A 23,749-nucleotide genomic window follows, 5' to 3' on the forward strand; every position below is an offset into this window, starting at 1 on the left:
CCACGAACCGGTCTTCTCTTTTTTCATAGAAACATGATAACTAATACCTCTCTTTAAATTCTTGTTTTCTCTTATCTTATTCACTAATTATTTATTTTCCATGAGCATTTCAACCGGCTGTCCATGCTGACAGGTTACCGTCAGTACGGTCTGGTCTCCCTGCTGTTCCAACCGGACATTTTCCATCGGGCTTGTCAATCTCCAATGTCCTTTAAGCCGTATCTCCTTAGTAATAGGACGACTGGGCTCTTTCGTTGTATACGTCTTCTCTTCTATATTCAGATTCGGATCACAGACGCTTAAACGGATACCCTTATCAGATTCCTTTGCATACATCACCATTGTTTCCGCAGGAATAGCCACGAACACTTTATCAGCGGCAGGCTGATAAGCTTCAAAAGCAGCATACGCCGTGATACCTGTCTTTTTATCATAAACAACGTGAGCAGTCTGATCGCGTTGCAACACCTCGTATGCAGGAGTTTTGCGCAGTTCGTCGAGATCGGAAGCAGAAGGCTGTATCAATACCATATATTCATAAGTCCCCTCTTTCGGCGCCTTGCCATGTTCTATCCAGGCAGAAGAAAATTTTCCTTTGGTTATTTCACGCGTCTTTTCATGCCGTGATTCCTGTTCTGCCACCTGTGCGCGAACGGTTCCGTCCACTACATGATAATAATTGTCATAACCATCATGAAGCCAATAGTTATCCTCTCCTACTTTGGGCTCCTTACCATTATATTTTGTCTGGAAAAGAGTCGTTTCCGTAGGATAATCCGCATTGGAGTTCGCAATACCTGTTCCCAGGCAAACCATCCGGTTATCAAAACAGAAAACGGATTTACGGGCCACAAAGTCTGGTGTGAAGTTCTCATAATCCCGTTCTGCCAATTTCATAGCGAACATTCCATTTTTACCATCTAAAGAACTGCTTCCGGAGAAATTCTCTTTGGAGCGTGCCATAGTCGTTCCTTTCAATGGGCTATCAAGCAAGTTGAAAGGCAAATGAATGGTAGTTGTGCCCGGCAAACGGTTCCAGTCCCATCCCTCCTGCACAAAACCGCTTCCGGCACGTGACACGGGATTTCCTTTCCCCATAATCTGCACGGAGCCATAACTCTGATAACGTCCGTAACGGTTATCTTTCGTATAAATTTCAGAGCCCCATACGTCAGTGGTATACCCTTTCAATGTCACCATCCAGTCCGCACGACGGAAAATGCCTGCCGAACCATAGTTGTAAACGAAGAATCCCTGTGGAGCCTGTGCCGGTTGAATACCTTCCTTCTTGAAGAAACGCGCATTCGGAGTATCACTATTGCGTATCAGACGTAAATAGTCGGCAGCCAGACCACGATCAAACGTATTTCCCTGACCGGACAAATCGCCGGATAAAGCGATATTGGCAAATGCTTCGATATCATCGCTTCCCATCTTCCCTCCAAAAGGATGACGGCCACTGATTCCGATGCCCCATTCATAGAAATTGCAATAATTGCGCATAGCAATAAAGGCTGATTTCATGTGTTTGCGCGCATCTTCGGTCAGTTCAAAACTTGTACCATTGGTAAATGCAATATATTCTCCTACAGTCGCAAGTACTCCAGTGGTATATCCCGGATAGAAACCGCCATGATGGAAAGTCGTACCGTCTACCTTTATACCACCGATCGTTCCCGGAGTATAACGCAAAGAAGAAGATAGCCAACGTGACAAGCCGCTCAAAGCTTGCGCCTGTTCCCTTGCATCGGGAAACATCATAGCGGAAATAAATTTCGCCATCAATAACGTATGCCAGGAATCCAACAATTCATCACGTGTTGGAGAACATGGCTGACGAGTTTCTTGCAGAGCCGCCCAAAAACGCAATGTGGAGAGATAAGCATCCCGATGAGGATGTTTATAGATAGCATCACGCATCAGCCAGGCAGTTGTATATATCTTACGTACCTGATAACCATAATGATGATTGGTACCCATACCGCTACCGTATGCAAATCCCTGATCGATAGCATAGTCGAATACGGTAAAGTAGTTTTTCTTTGATGTTTCGTTCTGGTTATAATAAGCATCATAGGCAAAGCCGGAAAGCATCGTTTCAATATCGTTCCATGACATTTCTCCTTTCTTCTTGTCCTGTTCATCAGGAGCAACAATAGGAGTTCCTATAAATCCCGTCCCAGCGATGGATGGACTGATAGCCGCTTTCTCAAATGTTTTATAGGCAGCATTAATCGGTCCTTGCGGAGCCTTTTTCACTTCCAGAAAGTCAGTCAAACGTTGTTCGATAGTCTTCAGCTCCTTCTTTTGTTCGCTTGTCAATTTAGAAGGCAGAGGAATATCATACGACTGTTGTTCCCATTTCCACACGAGACACCAATGCCACAGGTCACGATTAGACAGCCCATTATTGGTAGGCAACTGTTGGTCGGGAGTGGTACGAAGATTCATTTTCTTTTCCGGAAAAATCAGACGGTCAAGAAAGATACGTCCCTTCCGTTGCGGGGCAACCAGCCGATAGGCTACGATCTTCTTATCTTTCTTGTCGCCCTGCATATACTCAAAAGAGATCCAGCAAGCCCGCCAGCCTGCTGCCTGTAAACGATAAGAGAACCAATAAGAGACTTCTCCTGCCTTATTCAGAAACTCAAAACGAATAGAATCCTGCTGCGGTTTCTCATTATAAATCCACAAGGTAATGCCGAATTGCTTCTCATTTCTCGCATTCAACGATAAAGGAGCAATTTGAATGTCCAGCGTAGAACCAGGCTGAAAGTCCCATTCCAGACTACTTTCACCCTCCTTGTAAAAAAGAGAAGAGATTTTCACTTCTCCCTTTCCGGAAACTGTAAATGCTTCGGGCACTTCTTCTTCAAATCCGATGAGTTGAGCGAAAGCTGAAGGAATGATTCCCAAAAGGAATAATACTATAAAACAACTGTTTTTCATTACTATTTTCAATTTAAACGCGGATGCGGATTAACACCTATTATTGTCGCAGAGATTTACTCCTAAAATTGGCACTTATTTGAGTTAATCAGCGTTTTATAAATTACTAATCGCTAATAAGGAATCCGATCCGACAGAATCTTTTCCGTATACCAAGGATCATTAATTTCCTTCAACATAGCTCCCATTTCACCGCAAAGTTGTGCCACAATCTCCTTATTTTCTTCCAAAGGCAGGTTATGCAGTTGATATGGATCTTTTACATCATCGAATAAGAGGCTTTTCTTCAATTGCTTCGTATCACGGTCGATATATAACGCCAATGTATATTGAGCCGTCTTGATACCTCTTGAAGAAGGGAAGTAAGTCTGCACCAATCCATTTTCATCTTTATCACCATCTACATTCTGAATATACAGTGCACCTGTAGGACGAACAATTTCAGCCTTTTCATCGAAGAAAAGAGGAGCGAAATTACGTCCCTGCACTTCCGCCGGAATAGAATCACCCAGTCCGCACAAGCCAAGCACCGTAGGCATAATATCAGGAGCGGAGAGCAATAAATCATCTACCCTCGGCTGAATCTTACCGGGAAAACGAACCAGGAACGGAATATTCATGGATTCAGAATAAGGGGAATTCTTCGGATCATCAGTGCGCTGGCTACACATCGTCTCACCATGATCGGAAGCAAAGATTACGACTGTATTCTTATCCAATCCCAATTCTTTCAATGTCGTCAAAATCTGTCCGAAAGCACGGTCTACTCCGGTAACGGAAGCGAAATAATAACGTGCAGACTCCGCTTTCTTCATCTTCAAATCGACATTCGGACGAATCAACAGACTATCCAGAGGCTGATCTTTATAAAGATTAAAATCCTGCTCTTCACAGTCATTCAAGGAGCGATACGGGCTGTGAGGAGGATTCATGCCCACCATTATGAAGAAAGGTTTCTTGGTATCACGTACGTTACCGTCATTTTTCAGATAAGAAATGACTTTGCCTGATTCGTGTAAAGGTGACCATTCCTTCGGATCGTGTCTCTTACCATCCGTATCCCAATAATGCGGGTTCTTGTGTTCGTCAAATGTTCCGTAAGAATACCAGTAGTTAAAGCCGTGCCGGCGTTCTTTCGGTGTATAGGCATCCCATGCCGGACGTTTTTCTTCCACATACTGTCCCGGATGTTCGGGATCGTTCGGAGTCGGGAAGTCAGCGTGAAGTTTACCAAAATAAGCACAGTCATAACCTGCTTTGCTGAACACATCGCCGATACATTCCGCATCCTCGCGTAAGGAACTGATCGGACGTGTAGAATTGCAATTCAATGGTACACCGCTTTTGTTCGGATACATACCGGTCAGTAACATTCCACGATGAGGGCTGCTCAACGGACAGTTACTCTGTGCAGACGACAAGACCATAGATTCACGTGCAAAGGCATCCAGATTAGGAGTATGCACGGGGTCTCCTTCAAAGTTTACTTTATCCCGGAATCCGTCCTGCCTCCAGAAGCCCATCGCCTGGTTACGGTATTGATCGGGAAATACATAGATTATATTAGGATGCTCCGCTTGTTGGGACGCTTGCTTCGGAGCCTTGCAACCTTGTGCGGCAAACAGCGTCAAGCCTCCTACAAGAAGGTTTATAGGTTTATTCATGATAGTTTATGATAAATAATTAAAACAGGTAAATGACAAACGGTCAATAGAAAGTTATAGATAATAAGTAGCGAATGATAAACGGTAAACATGTTCCGTCAGAATCCGCTAAGCATTCACCGTTCACTGTTTACCGTTCATTGTCTATTTCTTATTTCTTTTCCAAATCTCTTTTACGCATCAGTCCTTCCAAGAAATAATAGTCAGCATAGTTCAGAGGAACGTCAATTTCCTGACCGTGAGGAATACTGCCAACCGAATGCATCAGGATAAAGTTTCCATTTGTTCCAACTTCTGCGCGATAAGCAGGTGAGCCCAAACTTTCCATTATCTTATCAGCCGTTTCTTTGTAGTGGTTGCCCGGCAGATAGCCATCCAGTTCGTAAAGGGCAGAGGCTGTACAAGCTGCTGCAGAAGCATCACGCGGTTCGTTCGGAATATTCGGAGCATCATAATCCCAGTATGGTACGAGGTCTTCCGGCAGGTTCTTATTATTAAAGATGAAGTTATAGACTTTTTGTGCCTGGTCGAGATATTTCTTGTCTTTCGTGTAACGATAGCAAGTAGTGTATCCGTAGAGTGCCCAAGCTTGTCCACGGGCCCAAGAAGATTCATCCGCATATCCCTGTGCAGTTTGTCTCTTACGCACTTCTCCTGTCTCCGGATCGTAATCTACCACATGGTAGCAGCTGTTGTCCGGACGGAAGTGGTGAGCCATTGTTGTATCAGCATGTTTCACTGCAATATTGTAGAAAGTAGAATCTCCGGAAAGAGCTGTTGCTTCAAATAAGAGTTCGAGATTCATCATATTATCAATAATCACCGGACATTTCCATCCCCGTGTTCCCTGCCAACCTTTATCGGCATCCCATGACTGGATAACGCCTGCATTCGGACGAAAACGAGTGGACAATGATTTGGCAGCTTCTATAATGACGTCTTTGTACTCTTTCTTATCTGCCATGCGATAGCCGTTCAGATAACTGCAACCAATCATGAAACCTACATCATGATGCCATTTCAGATATTTCACAGAATCAAGAGCTTCTGTGTATTTCTCAGCCAGCGGCAACCATTTCTTATCACCCGTCAGGTTATAAGTCAACCATATACTACCGGGAAAGAATCCGGAGCACCAGTCTTCCATCGGTATGTAAGAGATACTCCCATCTTCGTTGATTGTTCTCGGATTCAAGATTTTACCGGACTTCTCGATAATGTCCGTCTGGATTGTGTTCTGTGCCACAGCGTTGTCGATGTTGTCCTGAATAAAGTCTACTTCAACCTTTTTTTGTCCACCGCAACTCGTAAAGATCAATAGGGAAAGTCCTAATGCGCTAAGAATTGTTTTCATAATACAGGGATTATTTGTTAAGTGATTAATTTTCCTGATGGCAAAAGTAGTGCATTTAAATAGAATTGACCGACCTAAATAATCCAAATGAAGGACAATTTTGGTACATTTCACTGAAAAATGAAGGAATGGATAGAATTATATATTCAAAAAAAACAGAGTCCAGATACAAAGAAAGTATCTGAATTCTGTTTTCTCAATTATATAATATTGCAAACTATATCTATAATTCGAATGGCTACAGATGAGTTTTTTGTTCAGCCAAATAGCTAATCCGGCTTCTTACTTTAAACTTTCACAAATTTCCGTATTTGCCCTCTTCAATTTCTGTTCATCCAGTTTTATTACTTTGCGGTCGTATGTCATCAATCCGTTCACTTCGATCTCAACATCTGTAGTCTGTGTATAAACAGCAGCCGAGAATCCACGTGCAATCATATCCTTCAGCATATTAGCATACTTCAGATACTCATCAGTAGCTTCTTTGGAAGTACTAAACTGAACATACCCCCAATTACGATTCGGCTCCCAAAGATGCTCCTTCAGCACTAAACCAATTCCTCCATACTCTCCGAGTACAGTTGCACGCTGTGCGTCATATAAATACATCTCCGGACCGGGATAATTATGCAAATCGAGCATATCACCACAGGTATAATGATTACCTCCACTAGCAGGATTCACTAAACGGGAAGGATCATATTGCTTTGTCCATTCTGCTATTTCAGGGGTTTTAAACTGCCCCCAAGCCTCATTGAAAGGTACCCATGTGCCAATACAAGGATAAGAGTAAAGGCAGTCGATAATTTCTTTCCATTCTTTACGATAAATAGCCTCTGATTCAGCAGACCGTTTAAATTCTGTTCCCTCAAAATACTTCCGATTCTGCCACTCGGGATTCTTATTGCCACTCGGCATGTCCTGCCACACAATAACCCCTAAACGATCACAATACGTATACCAACGGGCAGGCTCTACTTTTATATGTTTGCGAATCATATTATATCCAAAATCTTTTGTCTTTTGAATATCATATACTAAAGCCTCATCCGAAGGTGCCGTATACAAGCCATCCGGCCACCAGCCCTGATCTAAAAGACCAAATTGAAACAAGTCCTTATTATTCAATTGTAGACGTACAATTCCATTTTTATCGCGTTTCGTTGAATATTTACGCATGGCAGTATAGCTCTTAACCTTATCGATCAACTTATTTTCTGAATACAGACAAATTTCCATATCATATAAAAACGGAGAATCCGGTGACCACCACTTTACATCAGACGGCATAGCAATTTCAACCGGAATACCATTTACGGAACTTCCTACAGCCACCAACTGCTTTCCTTCTAATACCTTCACCTCCAATTTATCTGAAAGCATCTGATGATCTGTCATAACCTCTACTGTCAACTTATTCCTGTCAATATCAGGAGTCGTTTTGATATTGACAATCGACCGGATTGGCACGGGTTCTAGCCAAACTGTTTGCCAAATACCACTGACAGGAGTATACCAGATACCTCCCGGCTTACTAACCTGTTTTCCTCTAGGCTGAGGACCTTTATCAGTCGGGTCCCACACTTTCACGATCAATTCATTTTCCCCATTCAGCAAGGCAGGCGTGATATCAAAAGAAAAAGGAGTAAATCCTCCTGTATGTTGTCCCACCTTTACCTTATTTACCCAAACATCCGCTTTCCAGTCAACAGCCCCAAAATGCAATAAGATCCTATGTCCTTTCCATTTGGAGGGAACCGAGAATTGACGCTGATACCAAAGTTCATTCTTCTCCCCAAGACTTTTCCCCACTCCGGACAAGCTTGATTCTACAGCAAAAGGAACTAAAATCCGACCATCATAACTTTGTGGCATAGCTTGACCTACCGGAGAAATAGCATAATTCCACAATCCGTTCAGATTTATCCAGTCAGCACGTTCCATAATTGGGCGGGGATATTCGGGCAACACGTTTTCAACATCTATTTTCGCCGCCCATTCCGTCATAATTCGACCGCCAACCGGTTTCCACTGTGCAAATAGATAAACACTATTAATAAGTATCACTAAAGAACATACAACTTTTCTCATCTACATTATTTCTATTAAGAGTATTTTTACTAGGTCAAGTTATTCCAATATAATATCAAACTGATCGTAAGGTGCCGTACGATGTGCCAGATGCCTGGTCAATTTTGAAATCCCAAACAAGGGAGAATAAGTACGTACTTTGATCGTTTTACCATCCGGCATAAATTCCAGAATGCGAAGCCAACCATCCCCTCCGTTCCCTTCCGGACCACCTCCTACATATTGTACATTAAACGTCATTTGTGATACATCTTTCCCGGCACTGTTCTTATCCACCCGATAAGCCACATTATTCTCATATTCACCGGTGCCTCTTCCCACATGTCCGCAAAGTACGAGACGGATATTGGAAGAAGGATAAATAAGTTTCTCCCAAATAGCCTGCCCCGAGTTTTGTGGAGAAATCTTATACCCATCTTTCGTAACGCGCTTATTACCTATATCAAGATAAGAATGAGTGATAAAAATCACCTTATGATTCTTGTATTCCGGCTTGTTTACCAAATCTTTCGCCCATTGCAGAACTTCATCACGAGGCACAAACTCTACTGCTATAACCAAAATCTTTCCCCATCCCGGCTCATCAAACTCAAAAGCCGAATTCTCTAAAGACGCCCTGCCTTCACGATTAGGAAATTCACTGACACAGATATTCCGCCAGGTAGAATTTCGTTCAAAAGGAATATAATCAGGAAAATAAGTACGACCGTTTTCTGCGGCTTTGTATCCATAATCATGATTGCCTGCGGCAATAATATAAGGTACTTTGTTATCCAGTCTTTTCAAAGCCTGCGATGCTGCCTCCCACATTTCACGACTGGTCTGGTTCAGCATCTTACGGTTTAATACATTATTATCATTCTGCTCCACCAAATCGCCTGTACAAAGGACAGCTTTAATTTTAAGCGACTCTATATTGTCCGCAATCCATGCGGTACAAAGATCAAAAAGCGGCTGGTTAATATCATACTTGGTATATCCCTGTGGATCACCGAGCAAAATCATAGAAAAGGATTCCGGATTGACCAATTTCTGGGGATCAGCCCGATGCTGCGCCGGGAGACAAGTGACAGAAGCACACAATATCCCGGCCAATAAATAGTTGAATAGTTTCATAGATTACTCTTTTTCTTCTTCGTTTTTAAATACAGGTGCACGAGATACGGATGCCGGTGTGCCATTAGTAATATAAGGCCAGCCATCACTGCTCCATTGTATGCGGTCACACATCAATTGACGACCATTATCTATTTTCGCTTTCTGCCAGGCATGATAGAAGAACCAGTCATTACCCTCGTCATCCGTGATAATTTCGGAATTGTGTCCGGTTCCGGCAAACAGGTTATTACCCTGTAGAATTACTTCATTATAACTACTATTTTCTTTCATCACAGTACCGTTTTTACCCACATAAGGACCTTCGATATTTTTAGAACGCCCCACCACTACACGGTACGTACTTCTTTCCTCTTCACAACAACTACCCGTAGAGCCAAATAGATAATAATAATTCCCGCGTTTATGAACCATGATGCCTTCTATTGAAGGACCCGCTATCTTTTCGGAAACAGCCCCTTTAATGGATAGACCGTCAGCACTTAACTCTACATAACGGATACCTCCTTCATAGCCTTTAGAAGTACTATTATAACTTCCCCAGAAAAGATACTTCTTACCATTATCTTCAAAATAACAAGGGTCGATGCACTGCATAGTACCAGAATTGTAGTCAAGAAGTTTTCCGTGATCCGTAAAAGGTCCTACAGGAGAGTCGCTGACCGCCACCCCGATACAACTATTCTTAGGCAAGTCCCAGTGCCCGAGAGTATAATAGAGCACATATTTGCCATTGATATAGTTAATGTCCGGAGCCCATAAGCGAGTGTCCGGCTGCCAGTTCGGTTTTTGCAGAAAGGCTGCCCCAGCATAAGTCCACTGTGTCATATTAGTAGATTTGTAAATCGGAATATAGATATTATCCTGTTGGGTAACATACAAATAAAAGTTCCCGTCTGCCGCATGAATTATTGTCGGATCAGGCAACTGTTTGCCGACTATAGGATTGGAGAATGAAACAGGGTTAGGTGTACTCCCCCCACCCCCATTTCCATTACCGTTACCCGGCCCATCCGGTTGTTCGTCAGAGCCACCGGAACATGCCATGATACACAATGCTGTTGCAATTAAAAAAGATAATTTTTTCATATATACTTTATTAGTTAAAACTAAGATTAATTTATCCAACCTTCATTCTGTTCCAAATTCGAGTTCATTTCCATTTCTTTAGCAGGAATAGGCCAGCTCCAGCACTGATCTCCCAACCAGTACCAGGTATAAGTCGTTTCACCCCACATCTGCATCAGACCGTTACGATTATTATCAAACTTCTTATCTTTCCACGTTCCCCAACGCAATTCATGGAAATACATGGAATCTTCGCCACCGATTTCCCAGTAATACTCATTCCGGATACGTTCACGCAAATCACTCTGCCCGTTAACTTTCGTAGCAGGATAAGTTGCATTATTCAATTCGACATGCCCTGCACGACGTCTTACTTCATTAACACATCTGATTGCTTCGCTTTCATGGGTACTTCCCCATTCATTTAGCGCTTCTGCTTTCAGGAGCAATACTTCCGCATAGCGTATTAATGGAATATCCAATCCATAAGTATCACGTTCTGTCTGTTCCAGACCTTCAGGTACAAACTTTCTCCATAGATAGTAAAACTTATCGTTTGTATCAGTACGGATATCAAAAGGCTCTGCACTGTCGGAGCCACGATAAGGCCAACGCAATGTATAAGTATGAGCTATTCCAGAAGAAGCACCATTGTATTGTGCGTAAGGGGTAATGACAGCCATTTGCAGACGTGGATCACGGCTCTCGTAAGCTTTTTTGATACGTGCTTCATTGCCACTATCCAGATATTTGTTCATATCTGCCCCATAGGCAGCCATACGTTCCTTTTCCGCCGCAGACAGTCCATCGCGTAGAAAAAACACCACACGTTCTTTTTCTTTCATCGCACTATAGCCCGGCAAGTAGTTATCCCAATTAAACTTTTCTCCGGTCGCCGTCTCAAAAGATTCTACAAAATGCGGATTAGGCAAATAGTTATTCCACATAGAACCTGCTGTACAACGGTTGCCGTAAGTGATGTTCCTTGTATTGGAGTAGCCATATTGCTTGATGCATTGCACAGAGAATATCATTTCTTCACATTGTTCATTTGCTATTTTCAACAACTGCTTATAACTGGTAGCACCGGCCTTAGTATATAACCCGAAGCCACAGTCAGCCACAGAATTAAAATCATCAACCGCCGCCTCCCAATTCTTCTGCCACATATATACTTGTCCGCGTAATGCATAAGCAGCTCCTTTGGTTACCCGTCCATAGTTAGAGTCACCCGAATTATATTTACCCGGTAGATTGGGTTCATTCACACAATCTGTCAGATCCTGGAGTATAGCCGCCCAAACATCCGCTTCTGAAGAACGGGCTTTGTTACCGTTTTCAGGACTCGTGATTGCATTCATATATAACGGCACTCCTTTATACAAGATATTCAAGCGCATATAAGCAAATGCACGCAAGAATTTACATTCGGCGATAGCCCGTTGCTTCTCTCCGGTCGACATATCAGGAACCTGACCAATATTATCTATCACATCATTAGCACGATAGATAAAAGTATAAAAACGTTTATAAATATCACTGAACAGGCCACTTGAGGGAGTAGCTGCTCCTGTACAATTAGGCATTCGCTTAATCCAGTTCTTGTCTGTATCCATCACAGAAGAATAAGCATCCCATGGAATCCGGTGCGAATCCAAAATGCCGGAGTTAGGACAATATTGATCCAGAAAGACATTATATACGCCGATAACAGCCTGTTCGGCCAAAGTTGCTTTCGTCCAGATACTACTACCGCTTATGTTATTGGTAGGAGTAGTATCTAAAAAGTCCGCACCGCATCCAGCCATAGAGAAAGACAGCAAGGCAATAGATGCACATCTTACTAATTTCCGAAATATTTTTATTTTGTTTTTCATCATAAAATCGTTTTAGAGTAAGTTTAGAAAGTGATATTTACACCGAATGCATATTGTCTCATAGTAGAATATCCCACTGCGGTACGCATTTCCGGGTCCATTCCTTCATACCCGGTAATGGTAAATAAATTTTCACCGGAAGCAAAGAAACGGATATTCTGTGCATATACTTTTTTCGACAGGACAGCAGGCAATGTATATCCGATAGTCAGGTTCTTCAGTTTAATATAATCCCCTTTTTGCAAATGTACTGATGACTGTGTCATACCACTTTGGTCGTTACCGGAGTTATTTGTCAAACGAGGATTCTTTGAACTCAAGTTCGTGCGCGGATCATTGGGATTTTTGGGATCAAAGAAATAGTGATCGTTTGCTATTGCTTCCCCGATAGCATATCCTTTGATGGTAGCACTGCTGTTCAATGCCAAACGATAGTAGTAAATCTTGAAACCTGCCGCACCGGACCAGTTCATGGAGAAATCGAAGCCTTTCCAATTAGCGCTTGCCTGCAGACCGAAGTTATACTTGGGCACATTGGAACATCCCTGAAACTCATTATCAGCGTCATTACCATATACACCGTCGCCATTTAAGTCTGCATAGATGTAATCACCATACCAAATGCCACTCTTACTGACGTTCTGACGCGGATAAAACTTATACCCTGCCCCTACCATGGCATTCAGCCATTTCATGTCGTCTACTGTGCGGATCATTCCGTCTCTCGGACCACCGTTGATATTGACTGTTCCATCTGCGTTAAAGCCGTTTCCATTACCTTTATATGGTTGCAACATATAGTATTCATTAATCATTTTACCTTCTATTACACGGGTAGATCCTCCGGTAGAGACATCACCGATATTGGTTTGATAAATACGGTTCCCGTTTTCATCTGTCACCCAGCCACGCTGCAACTCTCCTTTGTATTTACTGACCTTGTTCTGGTTATAGGCAAAGTTACCGGATACACGATATTCTACTTTACCGATACGGTCTTGCCAATTCAGGGTCATTTCAATACCGCGGTTAGTCACTTCCGCAATGTTCTGACGAGGGCCACTGGCTGTCCCGAGAGACATATACATATCAGGGCGATATAAGATTCCATCCGTTACTTTATTATAAAATTCAGCCTCAAACGTCAGACGGTTTCTTAAAGTTGCAAAGTCGATACCAATATTCGTAATGGCAGTACTTTCCCACTCCAACAGGTTGTTGGAAATAGAAGTAATTGCCAAACCATTATTAAGGCTACCTCCAAACGCGTACTTTGCCGAGTTGTACACAGCCTGCCATTCATAGTTACCAATCGCATTGTTCCCTAACTTACCCCACGAAGCACGTAATTTCAGATTGTCGATAGGAAGTCCTTTCATAAATCTCTCTTCACTGATTCTCCACCCGGCAGAGAAAGATGGAAAAAGCCCCCAGCGATTATCCGGAGCAAAACGGGAGGAACCGTCATAACGCATATTAACCTCGAATAAATAACGGCTGTCGAAAGCATAGTTAATACGACCGAAGTAAGAACGGGATGTAAATTCCTCACCTGTACCACCTATGGAAGAAGGAGTAGTAGCAGAACTTGAATCACCCACAGACGAATCTATTAATCCAAGTTTGGCAGTGTCGGTAGTCCGTTTGACAAAACGTTCTTCTTCAAAGCCCAATAACATACCAATATCATGCTTATAAAAAGTCTGGTTATAATTGAGCAAGTGCGTTAATTTCCAGTGGTTCTCACGGACATACGCCATACGGGTATACAAATCGGCAGGATCTTTGGGGGCAGCTATCCACTGATCTGTACTAAAACTATATTTCCCATAATCCGTATTTACGGACATCGATTCATAACGATAATCCTTATAGTTCAGATTAACATCGTATGAGAAGTGTTTCAGAAACTTCACGTTGGCATAGAAAGTAGTGAAGAACTGCGTGTTCTTGATATGCCCTTCCGATTGCGCCATGTCCCACAGAGGATTGTGAGATTGCGGATCTTCCTCGTTCGCTTCCGGCGCACCATATTTTCCATCATAATATGGATATACGCCCGGTATCATTTTTTGGGTATTGATATTGGTGAGTGAACCGGTATCGCTTTTCTTCTGGTCGGTGTGATACCCCCATACACGAGTACCGATACGTAACCACTTAGTAATATCCGAATAAACATTGGCACGCAGAAAATAGCGTTGGTATCCGGTATCTTTGATTAATCCCGGATTGTCGGTATAAGATATAGAAAGATTATATCCGGTACGTCCCTCCTGTCCAGTGACGGAAAGCGAATGTTTCATCATCCAGTCATTACTATATATCTCATCGTACCAATCCGTATTGGGATAAGCTACATAATTAGGATAGCCGGAGGCAGAAATGCCATTCGGATCTTTTTCAGCTTCACGCCATTGATTGATGGTAATGTCGCTGAAAGGAGCAGATTCTCCTATATTAGTAGCAGCTTCGTTCATCAATTCCATATACTTGGCGTAGTTAGATACTGTTTTTATCAGTTTGGTAGGTTGATTCAGTGAAAAAGTAGCATTGTAAGATACGCTGACCTTTCCTGTTTGTCCGGTTTTGGTAGTAACCAGAATAACCCCATTTGCCCCCCGGTTACCATAGATAGCACACGAAGCCGCATCTTTCAAGATAGAAATAGAAGCAATATCATTGGGATCAACATTATTCAGACTTTGTTCCATCCCATCCACCAACACGAGTGGTGAAGAACTGTTCAGGGTACCTACTCCCCGAATATTGAAAGAAAAGCCTTCATTATATGGAGTCCCGGAGCTTTGCATCACCTGCAAACCGGCTGTCATACCGCTCAACGCCTGCGAAGCACTGACCAAAGGACGGGAAAGTGATTCCTTTTCCAAATTTACCGTAGCAACCGAACCGGTCAGGTTCACCTTCTTTTGTGTGCCATAACCAACCACTACTACTTCTGAAAGCATTTTCACATTCTCTCCCATTACAATGTTGAATGTCGTCTTGCCAGGCGACAATGAAATTTCCTGCGTGTCAAAACCGATATAAGACACTTGCAATTTCTTAGCGTCCTCCGGTATTTCCAGTTCAAATTTCCCTTCCATATTACTCACCGTGCCAATATTAGTACCGGGAATTAATACCGATACTCCAATTAACAATTCATCATTGACATCGCTGATGACACCATTGATACGCCGTTTCTTATCCGATTTCTGAACGACAGGCCGGGTGATAATAATATGATTATCTTTTATTTTATAAATCAACTCCTGCCCTTTCAGAATCTGATCCAGTGCCTTGCTTATCGGTTGATTATCTACCTTTACAGTTACCTTACGGGTCAGGTCCACATCATTTTTCTCATATACTAAGGATACATTTCCTTTGACCTCCAACTCCCGGAACGCTTTGCGCACCGTTACGTCCTGCAAATGTAAGGTCACCTGTTGTGCATGAACCGACAGTGGAAGAACTGCAGCTAATAGCACGAAGAACATGCATTTGATGATTTTACTCATTGATTTAAGTTTTTATGTGTATATCTTTTGTTACTAACTCATTGTTTTACAATATTCTTATTTAAACATTATCCAGGATTGCGAACTAGCCTCATTATCCGCATTTTTAACATTGCCGTTCGTTTCCCAGTCGTATCTACCGGCTACCTTTCCTAAAGGCACCCCTCTACTATCATCCCGAATAACAACAGGACTATGATAGTTCTCACCAAACACAATGGCATCCGTACAACCCACTTCCTGCAATGCCACAGCAACTTCCCGTAAAGAAGAGCCATCACTAAAGACATTCCAAGCTGCTTTTACCGAGTTATAAGAATTCGTAAAACGATTACTTACAAAAATGACCAAGTCTCCTTCTTCCGTGATACCGACAGCCCGACGTCCTACAGGTTTACCATCAAAAGTCCAGATGCTTACCGGATTAGCAGCCCATGAATTACTTCCCGACAATGCTCCATCCATTCCTCTGTTACGGGTCGAAGTATTTCTTCCTTCATTAGTGGCAAATGTCTTGTAAAGTTCTGCATTTTCTCCGGCAATCATGATCTGCCCTTTTTGCAACGGATAGGAATATCCACTGACAGCACTGGTTGGGGACCACTGTACCCCATTGGCAGCTTGTTTGCCGGCTCCGCCGCTGGTAAACTTATACAAGTTATTATCTATCACTTCTGCATACGAAATCTCCGCTTTTCCATCAGCTGTAATTCCCAGAGTTCCCGGACAATACTTCAAAGAAGTAGATAGGTTATATCCGAGACGCGGTGCGGATAGCAGCCCACTATCATTCCACCCGAGGCTATAAAATATCGGTACCCAGAATTGCCCGGACAATCCCGGAACAAACAATGAATAATCCATATTATCATTCATGATAGCTGTTGTACGATGTTGAGCAGTGGGTTCAGCCCATGTTACATTGTCTTTATTCATATCCCAGCTAACCTTCATATTTATTCTACCGGCAGGAATAGTTATCAACCATCCCGTATTACCGCTCCTTCCATGCAAGTTTTTATTTTCATAGACAATCATGAAATCAGGAATACGAATACTACTGTGTTGACTCTTTAAATCAGCAGTAATATTTTTCCAGTTTACCCCTGCGTCAATAATTCCATTTACAGCACTCAACTGATATTTTTTAGTCATGTTGTTCGTATTGTCTTTTACAGTAATAGTAAGTGTGCTATTTAGGTCAACAATCAGGTTCCCATTTTCATCTTTTTGACTGGAGGGATCCGTAGAGATGATTTCTGCGTTATCTGCCAAAGTCGGCATCAACACTACGTTTGCAAATACAGTGTTTTGTTTGAAACGTAACGAAGCGATGCCATTAATAAAGTTAGCACTAACCTGCTCTGTGTTACAAGTAGCCGTTACGCCTCGAAGTAGCTGAGTAGAAGTGCTGAAAATGGTATATTCGATATCATCTGCTCCATCATTCACTTTAATACGGGTGATACCGCTGCTCAAGTCCAGTACAGCATCAGTAGTGAGCGGATCAATGGGCTTTGCCCATTCATCCGCCAGTTTGAGTTTCACATTCACCGCACTTTGGTCGTCCAAAATGCGAAAATCTAAGGCTATGACCCTACTGTTCTGGTCAATAAGACCATTTATCCAGTTCCCTGTGCCATCTTCTGCCTGTATGGCTACCAATGGTTCTTTTACGTACCCCGGATCTTCGGATAAGACAACACCTTTCAGTTCATCTTCTCCGCATGACGTGAATATAAACACAAGGAATGTGCTTAATAGAAAATGTAGTTTCTTCATACAATATTATTTAAATAAGAAATAGCTTATTTTCTGTTATTCCTGAAAACAATCTTTATCCTGCATGACTAAACTAAAACAGCTGTTTGTATACCTTATAACTTAAAAAAGAGTGTCGCGCTATGCTCTTTTACAATCCTTCTTTTTACCATTCATAGAGATTCAGGTTAAAATATGCTTTATTGGCCTATTCATTAATATGACAGCCAGATTAATAAAAAGTATAGTGAGAAATGATTTTTTTATTCGTTCAGCCCTTCAACTCATCTTTTTATTAGTGAGTTTGGTCATCTTACATTTTTTCAATACCTTGCCCCCGAATTATCCATCGGAGAAACAGAACCTGTGAGTATTCACCTTAATATATTAACTAATAAATCAAATATACGATTTCTGAAAGACATAATGGAAAAAAACCTGGAAACAGAGATTATCGAGGCCCTGAAATCGGGTAAAGAGGAGGCATTCCGATACATCTATAAAACTTACTATACAGATCTTTGCCGGATAGCGAGAGGGTATTTGACAGACTCTTATCTATCAGAATCTATAGTAGAAGATTTGGTGTATAGTCTATGGGAAAACCGCTCTAAAATAACAATTAACACCTCATTGAAGAACTACCTTTTCAGAAGTGTAGCCAATAAGTGTATCAATTATCTTCAGCTTGAATATGTGAGAAGGGAAACGGCCTGCTCGTCAGAAGACCTGGTCATTTACAGCGATTTATGGTCCTTGGGCGAAAATCCGGTTGAGCATTTAGAGGGTAAAGAGCTACATTCTATTATCCAGAAGACGATTGACGGCTTATCTCCGGAAACCCGGAAGGTATTTTTATTGAGTCGTTTTGAGAACAAAAGACAAGAAGAAATTGCCGAAATCATGGGAATCACTATTCATACAGTGAAATATCACATGCGAAGTGCACTGGATAAGCTGAAAGAAGCAGCAAAATCTTATCTTGCCCTGATTGTAATGTTTATTACGAATATATTTAATTAATATTAAAAAGCAAAGTAATTCACTATACTTCTTCTATTGACAAACTGTCCTGATGATAGCGCAGGTATATGATTTTCAATAGATATTAAGTTTAAGATGGTATGAAAGAAGAATTTGACAGACTGATATATGATTTCCTCTCGGGAAGTATCACCAAAGAGGACTTGCATAAGTTGAACGAATGGATATACTCCGATCCGGAGAATCAGAAATATTTTGAACAGCAGAAACGAATCTGGCTTCTGTCTGCCGACTATAAAAATGTATCTGTACACGAAGAACAAGCCTATAACAGATTTGCGAAACGAATCCGCAAACATAAGAGTGCTCCGGCAGGAAAGATGAGAAGAGCCTTATTTGTGAAGTATGCAGGTTACGCAGCGGCAATCATTATATTACTGTTTACCACTCCTTTTATAATTTATAATTTTACAACACCTGATGATTCTTTGATTTCCGAAGTATACGCTCCAAGAAAATCGAAATTAAAAATGAAGCTTCCTGACGGTTCTATAGTGTGGTTAAACGCAGATTCCAAGCTTTCTTACTCCGAGAGTTTTAGTCGGAAGAATCGCAATGTCCGACTGGAAGGCGAAGGGTATTTTGAGGTAGCGCATGGAGAGCATCCATTTGTTGTACAAACAGACTCTGCACAGATTAAAGTACTGGGCACTAAGTTTAACGTAAAAAATTATGGTGATGAGAATTATATAAAGGTATCACTCCTAGAAGGTTCCATTGCCTTATCGTGCATCAACCAAGAGTTTATAATGAAGCCTAATCAAACGATGACAGTTAATAAGCTTGACCAAACTTATAAGCTGACCGAGAGTGCTGACTATGCAGAACAGTGGATCAACTGCAAAGTATTCTGGGATGAAGTTCCTATGTCGATCATTTCTAAAGAGTTGGAGCGCCAGTTTGATGTGACATTCGCATTTGAGTCAGAGCAACTCAAGAATTTGATTTTCCATGGAAGTTTTATTATAGAAACAAATAATTTGGAGAAAATATTGGATATTATGTCTGAAACAAATAAATTTAGCTACTCAATTGAAAAAGATAAGGTATATATCCATTCATTGAAAAAATAAGAAACGATTAAAGAATCTTCAAAAATAATATCATGACCGCACAAGAGTTTTTTAAGAACGATCTGTTTGCCGAAAATGCAGGAGTAGTACTGCTGGAAGTACGCAAAGGTTACAGTAAAGCCAAATTAGAAATAAAACCCGAACATCTTAACGCAGGTGCCCGCACACAAGGAGGAGCGATCTTTACGCTGGCAGACCTTGCGCTTGCCGCAGCTGCCAACTCGCACGGCACACTAGCTTTCTCTCTCTCGTCCACTATTACTTTTCTGCGTGCCAGCGGCCCCGGAGATACTCTCTTTGCCGAAGCACGCGAACGCTATATCGGTCGAAGCACAGGTTGCTATCAGGTAGATATAACAAACCAAGACGGAGAGCTGATTGCAACTTTTGAATCCAGCGTGTTCCGAAAGGATCAGAAAGTGCCTTTCGAAGTTCAGGAATAAAACAGGAAAGCGCATCAACACTTTTAAAAGTATACCTTTTAGAAACAGATAACGCGGATGATACGGATAAAAAGATAATAAATCCGTGTCATCCGCGTTATCCGCGTCTAAAAAATAACAGGTTGGCAGGGCCATTTACTTCTGATATGCCTTCGTTTTTTCTCTATATCTATTTAACGATAGAAGTCAGCGGATGCCGGTTACCCGTCACATTATTCAGGAATGCTTTTGCCGAACCGAAGTTCAGGAATAAATCCAGACGGACAGGAAGATGGTTCAAGTCGTCCGTCACGAAGAAAGTAATCACCTCCTTTTCTTTTCCTTTCTTATCATATTCTACCAATGAGAAGATCAGGCAACGGTAAGTAACTCCATTCTCCGCTTTCACATTTTCTTTTCCACGGTAGATAAGCGTTTGCTCTTCCACTTTACGGCCCGTAGCCATCGGGAACTTGATTTTGTCTCCCACCTTATAATCTGCAGGGTCGTAAGAACGTGCCTGCGCCAAGATGCTTAACATATCGTATATACAACGGCTATCGCTAGCTTCAGATTCATCAAACGCTCCATCCCGATAAGTACGTTTCTGGTTTACGAGGCAAAGACCGTCCTTATAAGAAAACCAAGCCTCATCAACCGTGTAACGTTTTCCCTCTTCAGCACCTTTGCGGAAATAGCGCGGTTCCAGTTTTTCACCGATCACACAAGTCAGCGTATCGCGCATCTTGAAAAAGAAGTCTGCCCGTTTACTGCCCAAAGCAAGCAGATTGATCCGGTAGGCAGGTTGTGAATGATAAGTAGTAGCATTCGTCGTCAGACTGGCAAGTCCGGCTTTCACCCAGACAAACTTCCAGTTAAAATATAAATCATACATTACGTGTTCGCCGGATTGAAACGCATCATTCTTCGCTTCACATTGAGCACTGGCTGGGAGGGCGAAAGCTCCCATCAGTAAGGCCACTAATCCGATAATAAAATTGCGTCGAACGCTAACGACGGCGGTTCTGACTATTTCGTTCCCGATCCTTTTTCTTCTTGTCTTCATCTGGTTTTTGTTTTTTAAGTTCATCCAGCTTTTGCTTATCCAGCGGAACTGCATGAATATCCCAACTTTGTTCTAGATCCCAGTTGGCTTTCGGCTCTAAAATCTGATTATAATAATACACCTCTTCGGGCTGCACCCCTTTTTCAAAATTGCCGGTATCCCATTCACCGTTTCCATTCCGGTCGTTAATCAACCGGGCGGAGTACTTACCGGGATTTAAGTAATAAAAGTCGGCATAACCTCCTTCCTCTACTCTTCTTCGGCGTACCACTTTATCCTGCGCATCCAACAGTTCAACGAAAGCATTAGGTTCCGCTCCCGTCACCACAAACGTGATTTTGGCATATTCTTCCAAACTACGCACCTTGAACCCTTGTTTTATTTTGTCTGTAAACAATCCGTATATACCATGAAATGCGGTCGAATCCACCGAAAATTCATATTCCAGCGTCGGTTCCCAATCATAATACACATTAAACTTCTTCAGATTTACGGAATCCTGCTCAAATTCAAACGGTATATCCTTCCAGAGCGTATCCACCTTTTGCCGCAGATGTATGGCGGCAGTGTCGTAGCTGGCTATCGGTTCTTCAAAATTCAAAGAAATATATCCATATACATCCATTGACGAAGGGGCACTAACATTCACCGGCAAGAATTTCGTCGGTTCGGGTTCATCCTCTTCCCCTTTCTTTTTCTTCTTTTTCTTTTTGTCCTTATCCGACTCCTCTTTCTTATATTTCTGCTTCGAAACAAGATTCAGCGTATCTGTACGGGGTACTAATTGGTTTAAAGTATCTGTATAAAGATAAGTCAGACTCATGGCAAGAGTATCCTGTTTGAAGAGCAAAGAATCTTTCACCCAATAATGGATTGTATCGTTCCGCTGATTCTTTTCGATGACAAAAGCATCCTTTTCATCGAAGTTTAAGCCTTTCAAGACTGGCAAAGTGTCCGCCTTACCGGCAAAATAAAAAGTGAACTTATGAGGAACCAGTCTTTCCGACTTGATAAGATATTGCGAATAATTAAGCTCTTTAAAGGCACGGAGGATGACATCATCCGGCAAATAATGCATATATTTCTTCTCAACAATCGTGTCGTAGGTCAATGAGTCCACCCAAGCAGTATCCATGCGGATACGTTCTTCCATGCGGGGGATAATCAACGAATCATGGAAAGCGATCATCTCGCTCTTCTGATTAAAAGTAAAGTTTTGGTCGGCATCCATCAATCCATAGATGCGATATTTGCCGGGAGCTACACCACGGATGGAGAAACGTCCACGGCTGTCTGTACGTGCCACACGGTCGAAAGGCAATTTGTTGAAAGCCGAATCATTCAGGTTGGAATGTAGTCCGACAAGCATACCTTTAATAGGTTCCAGGTTAGAGGCGTCGAGCATTGTTCCTGCTACTTCCATCGTATCGATTTCCGTACCGGTAGAAAACGTAAATGCAAAATTCCCTAGCGGGTTACCTTCATTATTGTCGACAATTGCATCCGAGAAGTCAATCGTATAGGTCGTGTTAGGCTTCAAAGAGTCGAGTAGGTTGACTTGTATTCTCTTGCCGGAAGCCTTGATTTCCGGTTGCTGTATCTGGGGAGGAGAAACAACGACTTTTTCGGTTGCTTTCTCCAGCTTAATAAACTCATCAAACATCAAAGAAATTTTAGTCCTTTCATTATTCAGAGCGCCCGCAGCAGGAGTACTACCGATGAAACGGGGCGGCGTCTCATCATAAGGGCCTCCGTCCGGCCGTCCAATACTGGCGCAGGAATATAACATAGCTCCCAGCGTTACTACCGGAAGCACCTTGCGAACTATTTGCTTTATCTTTTGATTCTCAAATTGTAACATGCTGCAAAAATAAGGGTTCTTATTCAATAAACACCACACTTTCTAGCTAATTTATTAAAAAAGGAAAGGGTGACTTAAGGTAATAAACAATATTTGCGACGTTTTTATTTCTTTCCTGCTAATATAATTAGTTTTATTGCCTAAAGAGATTACCTTTGTTGCCTAATCTTTTTTCGTTCCACTATAGTGTTCCGCAAAGAACACTATACAGGGCAGACGCATTAAAAATTATTTTCCTGTAAAAGTTGTGACAAATATTTTTCATCCCATCCCGCTTTTAGTCTTTTCAGATTCATACTTCCTTTTGTTGTTTTATCCTTCTTTAGTATGGTAAGTGCCATCTTTGTTGCCACCGAAAAGTTTCTGGCTGCATTTTTCACCTTTTTACTGTAGTCTTCTCGAAAGGTAACATCCAGTTGCCAATGAAGATTATTCTCAATAGACCAATGCTGTCTGATGGCAGATGCAATCTCCTCCGGTTTGGTATTATCAAGTGAAGTTACATAGTATCTGACCTCTTGAGTATATTCTCCTGTTGCTACTATTGTTCTCTCCGACTTTATCCCTACAATAGACTTCAACCCCACAAGTTTCTTCTTAAACATTTTCTCCATAATAGATCCATAACTGACTACAGTACATGTTCTTGTCTCAACTCTTCCATGTCCGGTATTTTCCGACACATGCCTGGTGACTCTATTGATTATTTCATCTCTATCCTGATAATCGTCAATAATTTGTTTAGCTAGTTGATAATTTTTTTTCTTATTCTCCTTTATAGCTATAATATAATTTGCATCACGCTCAATAATGGTCTGGGTTATATCTTTCTGGCATCCCATCGCGTCAATTGTAACAATACAACCACTTAGTTCCAAA

The 23,749-nt window shown here is 41.9% G+C and carries 15 protein-coding genes; 3 read left to right on the forward strand and 12 right to left on the reverse strand.

What is annotated here, in order from left to right:
* Positions 1–87: 87 nt before the first annotated feature.
* From KFO40_RS14375 to KFO40_RS14415, 9 genes are all read right to left on the reverse strand, one after another.
* Positions 88–2,949, reverse strand: a complete 2,862-nt coding sequence (locus KFO40_RS14375; protein ID WP_211146501.1) for a chondroitinase family polysaccharide lyase — start codon at positions 2,947–2,949, stop codon at positions 88–90.
* Between the two features lie 113 nt (positions 2,950–3,062).
* Complete coding sequence (locus tag KFO40_RS14380; RefSeq protein ID WP_004298319.1) at positions 3,063–4,613, reverse strand: sulfatase; 1,551 nt, start codon at positions 4,611–4,613, stop codon at positions 3,063–3,065.
* A 151-nt stretch (positions 4,614–4,764) separates the two neighbouring features.
* The gene (locus KFO40_RS14385) at positions 4,765–5,967 is read right to left on the reverse strand and encodes a glycoside hydrolase family 88 protein (RefSeq protein ID WP_004308000.1); all 1,203 of its coding nucleotides are present in this window, start codon (positions 5,965–5,967) and stop codon (positions 4,765–4,767) included.
* Positions 5,968–6,249: 282 nt separating this feature from the next.
* The gene (locus KFO40_RS14390) at positions 6,250–8,058 is read right to left on the reverse strand and encodes a glycoside hydrolase family 2 protein (RefSeq protein ID WP_211146502.1); all 1,809 of its coding nucleotides are present in this window, start codon (positions 8,056–8,058) and stop codon (positions 6,250–6,252) included.
* Between the two features lie 39 nt (positions 8,059–8,097).
* Entirely contained in the window at positions 8,098–9,174 is a 1,077-nt protein-coding gene (locus KFO40_RS14395; RefSeq protein ID WP_008023982.1) for a metallophosphoesterase, read from the reverse strand.
* Positions 9,175–9,177: 3 nt separating this feature from the next.
* On the reverse strand, positions 9,178–10,263 hold the full coding sequence (locus KFO40_RS14400) for a family 43 glycosylhydrolase (protein WP_004307466.1): 1,086 nt from the start codon (positions 10,261–10,263) through the stop codon (positions 9,178–9,180).
* Between the two features lie 26 nt (positions 10,264–10,289).
* On the reverse strand, positions 10,290–12,122 hold the full coding sequence (locus KFO40_RS14405; protein WP_008776094.1) for a RagB/SusD family nutrient uptake outer membrane protein: 1,833 nt from the start codon (positions 12,120–12,122) through the stop codon (positions 10,290–10,292).
* Between the two features lie 20 nt (positions 12,123–12,142).
* Positions 12,143–15,643 carry a TonB-dependent receptor gene (locus tag KFO40_RS14410; protein ID WP_211146503.1) on the reverse strand — a complete coding sequence of 1,167 codons (3,501 nt, stop codon included), beginning with the start codon at positions 15,641–15,643 and terminating at the stop codon, positions 12,143–12,145.
* A 57-nt stretch (positions 15,644–15,700) separates the two neighbouring features.
* Positions 15,701–17,425 (reverse strand): hypothetical protein, encoded by a 1,725-nt coding sequence (locus KFO40_RS14415; protein WP_138294005.1) that lies wholly within the window; start codon positions 17,423–17,425, stop codon positions 15,701–15,703.
* Between the two features lie 405 nt (positions 17,426–17,830).
* Here KFO40_RS14415 and KFO40_RS14420 point away from each other — a divergent pair, with 405 nt between their 5' ends.
* The 3 genes from KFO40_RS14420 (at position 17,831) to KFO40_RS14430 (ending at position 19,964) form a co-directional block, all read left to right on the forward strand.
* Positions 17,831–18,427: an RNA polymerase sigma-70 factor gene (locus KFO40_RS14420; RefSeq protein ID WP_004298328.1), complete on the forward strand. Its 597-nt coding sequence runs from the start codon at positions 17,831–17,833 to the stop codon at positions 18,425–18,427.
* A gap of 101 nt (positions 18,428–18,528) precedes the next feature.
* Positions 18,529–19,521, forward strand: a complete 993-nt coding sequence (locus tag KFO40_RS14425; RefSeq protein WP_004298329.1) for a FecR family protein — start codon at positions 18,529–18,531, stop codon at positions 19,519–19,521.
* A 32-nt stretch (positions 19,522–19,553) separates the two neighbouring features.
* Entirely contained in the window at positions 19,554–19,964 is a 411-nt protein-coding gene (locus KFO40_RS14430) for a PaaI family thioesterase (RefSeq protein WP_004298330.1), read from the forward strand.
* A gap of 169 nt (positions 19,965–20,133) precedes the next feature.
* Here the strand turns inward: KFO40_RS14430 and KFO40_RS14435 are convergent, their stop codons facing one another.
* The 3 genes from KFO40_RS14435 to KFO40_RS14445 form a co-directional block, all read right to left on the reverse strand.
* Positions 20,134–21,009: a DUF3108 domain-containing protein gene (locus KFO40_RS14435; protein WP_008641759.1), complete on the reverse strand. Its 876-nt coding sequence runs from the start codon at positions 21,007–21,009 to the stop codon at positions 20,134–20,136.
* A complete protein-coding gene (locus KFO40_RS14440) occupies positions 20,954–22,870 on the reverse strand; it encodes an Ig-like domain-containing protein (protein WP_004298332.1) in 1,917 nt (638 codons plus the stop codon). The genes KFO40_RS14435 and KFO40_RS14440 overlap by 56 nt, the downstream gene beginning before the upstream one ends.
* 221 nt (positions 22,871–23,091) lie before the next feature.
* Positions 23,092–23,749, reverse strand: a 658-nt coding sequence (locus KFO40_RS14445) for an ISAs1 family transposase (protein ID WP_211146504.1), incomplete at its 5' end; no start/stop codon positions are given.

It is taken from the genome of Bacteroides sp. 1001302B_160321_D4 (genome assembly GCF_015667765.1).
GTDB classification, from domain to species: domain Bacteria; phylum Bacteroidota; class Bacteroidia; order Bacteroidales; family Bacteroidaceae; genus Bacteroides; species Bacteroides xylanisolvens.